Origin of the sequence: Falsigemmobacter intermedius (genome assembly GCF_004054105.1) — a bacterium.
Classification (GTDB): Bacteria; Pseudomonadota; Alphaproteobacteria; order Rhodobacterales; family Rhodobacteraceae; genus Wagnerdoeblera; species Wagnerdoeblera intermedia.
This window is the reverse complement of record NZ_SBLC01000121.1, coordinates 1-2,103: the sequence shown is the minus strand read 5'-3', so window position 1 is coordinate 2,103 and position 2,103 is coordinate 1. Positions and strand designations below refer to the sequence as shown.

Genomic DNA, 2,103 nt, shown 5'->3' with positions numbered 1-2,103 from the left:
GTGGTATATTCCTTACCCTATACTTTTGAATAATTACGCTGTCCGAAATTATCCTCTTAGGTCGATGGTGTGCACGGGGTCAGGGTCGTTGGTAACGATTCACCGTCGCACTATTTATGAGTAATGGCATCCTTGGCTCCGTGCTTTTCTTTCTGCGGTCTTTGAACACTTAAGTTTTTCGGTCTCGATTGACCCGGCCCCGGGATATTCTTCTGCTACCTCGGACTTGTGGTTTACGGTATCCGAATTACCGCGAGCGAACCAAGTCAGTTATGGTTGTTTAGAAACAACAGGGTAGGCCTGCCGGATACCCTCATCGTCCCAGTGTAGCTGCGTCTCAGAAGCGCTTACCGGGAATTCTGAAGTCAAATATACCACAATTAGCGTTGACAAAAATCAAACGGCATTCATCCTAATTATCGCCCTGTCGGAGATTTCTGACAGGATCTGTTATGTAATTTGCGTTTTGGATGAAACATGAAAATTTGTATTGCAGTAGTATCTTCGACCTTTTTTCTAGCCGCATGTGGCGGGAGTGGGGGCGGGTCCCAAGCAAGCTTTTCAACAATGGAAAGCAGAGGAACGGCGCTTATTGAAAAGCTGGAAGGGCAAAGCGCTACTCCCGTTAGTGCTATGCCGTCGGCCGGAAGCGCCACCTATAGTGGGATAGCTGGATTTGCACCTTCTATATATGACGAGGTTGAGGTTTTATCTGAAGCATCACTCACGGCAAACTTTGCTTCTTCTACCATCGCAGGAAATCTGACAAACTTCCGTGACTATCAGAACACGGCAATACCGGGTAGCGTTAATATCCACAGCGGGGTTATTAGCGGGAACGAGTTTGGAGCAGACTTAACGGGCTCCCTTACGGTCGATGGGAGAGCGTCTGCGGTCGACGGTTCTATGGCGGGAGCTTTTGTGGGGGCTAACGCTGGAGGGGTTGTAGGACTTATCGAAGGTACTGTAGGTAGCCAGTATATGGTTGGTGTCCTCGGGGCAGAAAAGTAATCTACAATTTATTTGGCTGGGCATCTAAGTGCTCAGCCATTTGTCGCGAGCGAGATCCAAATTGCGCTTCTGTACTGTTATTATTTTCTCCGCTATTTTTTCCTATCCTGCCTTGGCGGAAGTAGGAGGAGTAACGGGTTTAGCTTTAGATTTTGGATCTCCTCGGCATCAACTATGGGCTATATTGAAAGAAAAGCCTCGGGGAGGTGAACGGTTTGCGTTTTCGATCGCCGATCAACTGTCATTAAACCCTAGGCGCCAGCAACACCCGTATATCACTGGAAGCATTCTGACCTTTACTCCTACCATTAATTATGATCGCAATGTTAACAATGGCTTTAATGGAGATACCATTTACATATGGGGGTTACCATTTAGCGTCGACGAAAATTCTAGAGCAGTCGAGGCACTGACAGTGGGCGGTGCTCTGACCAGCGGCATCGCTTTCGGGATAGCGCCGAGTACTACGCTAAGCTTTTCAACACGCGCGGGATATCAACGAGCCTTGAGTAAGGACTTTGAGATATTTACGGGAACTGCTGTGGCCAACCTCGGATATACTACACAGGGCTGGTCGTATATAAACGTCGGTCTTCTTCTGAATAGAGAAGAACGTGACCTTTCTGATGAAACGGTTAAGATTGGATCATTTACTGTCGGTAAGTTGTTTGGCACGCCAGTTGGAAACCTTCATGATGTTTCGATGACGCTAATTCGAGCGGAACAGAAGTCGACTTGGCATGATCGTGTCAGGTTTGACTGGACCAGCTTTCATAGCAGCCGGGGCGTTTTGCGGATGACACTAGAACATGGAGAGGGGGTCGAAGCTGTCCTTCTCCCTCAGAATACTTTTAGCACCTCATTTTCAAGTTACTTATTTAACGCCCCCTCGACTATTACCGTACTGTATAGCAAGTACACTGGTGGTAGATTTTTTGGTAGTGAGCGCGAAGATAAAATCTATAAGATTAGACTAGAACGCAAAATCTCTCAGAGATTGATATCTTATTTTTCGTACGAGAAAAAAGTTTCCACCCTGAATAGCTTCAATGATCAGGGGATAGATATTGGGATTAGTTTTTCTGGATTTAG

Annotated in this window: 2 protein-coding genes; both read left to right on the top strand. The window is 46.6% G+C overall.

Features of this window, described 5'->3' with window-relative positions; translation table 11 throughout:
* Window positions 1-477 precede the first annotated feature (477 nt).
* On the top strand, window positions 478-1,011 hold the full coding sequence (locus EP867_RS19455; protein WP_128491073.1) for a transferrin-binding protein-like solute binding protein: 534 nt from the start codon (window positions 478-480) through the stop codon (window positions 1,009-1,011).
* Between the two features lie 61 nt (window positions 1,012-1,072).
* A partial coding sequence (locus EP867_RS19450; RefSeq protein ID WP_164888983.1) for a hypothetical protein occupies window positions 1,073-2,103 on the top strand: 1,031 nt, incomplete at its 3' end.